This window comes from Rhodoplanes sp. SY1 (assembly GCF_046000175.1).
Taxonomy (GTDB): domain Bacteria; phylum Pseudomonadota; class Alphaproteobacteria; order Rhizobiales; family Xanthobacteraceae; genus Rhodoplanes.
This window is the reverse complement of sequence record NZ_JBEOMB010000495.1, coordinates 1-1,248: the sequence shown is the minus strand read 5'-3', so window position 1 is coordinate 1,248 and position 1,248 is coordinate 1. Positions and strand designations below refer to the sequence as shown.

1 protein-coding gene is annotated in these 1,248 nt (G+C 69.2%); it reads left to right on the top strand.

Going from position 1 to position 1,248, the window contains the following annotated elements:
* Positions 1–142: 142 nt before the first annotated feature.
* Positions 143–1,180 carry an SMP-30/gluconolactonase/LRE family protein gene (locus ABTU92_RS30565; RefSeq protein WP_408095277.1) on the top strand — a complete coding sequence of 346 codons (1,038 nt, stop codon included), beginning with the start codon at positions 143–145 and terminating at the stop codon, positions 1,178–1,180.
* Positions 1,181–1,248: the final 68 nt, after the last annotated feature.

Genomic DNA, 1,248 nt, shown 5'->3' with positions numbered 1-1,248 from the left:
TCGCCGTCTTCAACCCCGCGCCGGTGACCTGAGAGCCGCCGTCGCGCCCCCCGTCCGTTCCAGATCGTCCATTCCGGATCGCCGGTTCGAGAGACTCGTCCATCCACGTCTGCTTCCCCGAAGGTCAGCCTGGAGATCGCCAATGATCCATCGTGACGACGACCAAACCGATCGAACGACCACGTCCCGCCGCGCCGTGCTGGCCGGTCTCGGCGCCGCCGCCGTGGTGGCGTCCGCGTCGCCGGCCGGTGCCGGCTGGGAGCCGTCGACCCGCATTCCGGATCCGGCGATCAAGATCCTCGACCCGTCGTTCCGCAAGTATTGGGTCTCGTCGGCGACCATCGAGCGCATCGCCACCGGCCAGCGCTGGGCCGAGGGGCCGGTGTGGATGGGCGACTGGCGCTGTCTCTTGTGGAGCGACGTGACCGGCGACGCGATCATGCGCTGGGACGAGATCTCGGGCGGGGTGACGCCGTACCGCAAGCCCGCGAACTTCTCGAACGGCAACACGCGCGACCGCGCCGGCCGGCTGGTCACCTGCGAGCACACGACACGGCGCGTCGTGCGCACCGAGCACGACGGCGCGATCTCGGTCGTCGCCGACAAGTTCGACGGCAAGCCGTTCAACTCGCCGAACGACGTCGTCTCGCATTCGGACGGCTCGATCTGGTTCACGGATCCGGCCTTCGGCCCCAACCCGTCCGAGCGGATGGCGCGGCCGGAGATGCCGCACACCGTCTACCGGGTGGCGCCGGACGGTCGCGTCACCGCGGTGGCGACCGACATCGTCGGCCCCAACGGACTGTGCTTCTCGCCCGACGAGTCGAAGCTCTACGTCATCGAGGCGCGCACCACGCCGCGAAAAATCCGGGTGTTCGACGTCGTCGAGAAGGGGACGAAGCTCGCCGCCGGCCGCGTGCTCGTCGACTGCGACGGCACCGCGGACGGCCTGCGCTGCGACGCCGACGGCAACCTGTGGTGCGGCTGGGGGCAGGGCAGCGACGAGCTCGACGGGTTGCGGGTGTTCAATCCGGACGGCAAGGCGATCGCCCACATCTCGCTGCCGGAGCGCTGCGCCAATGTCTGCTTCGGCGGCATCAACCACGACCGCCTGTTCATGGCGGCGACCCACTCGATCTACTCGCTGATGACCAACGCGCGCGGCGCCACCGCCTGGTGAGACACCGACAAGACGCGGCCCGAGACGGAAGACCATTCGAGCTCAGAAGAACCCCCGGGAGAAACGCG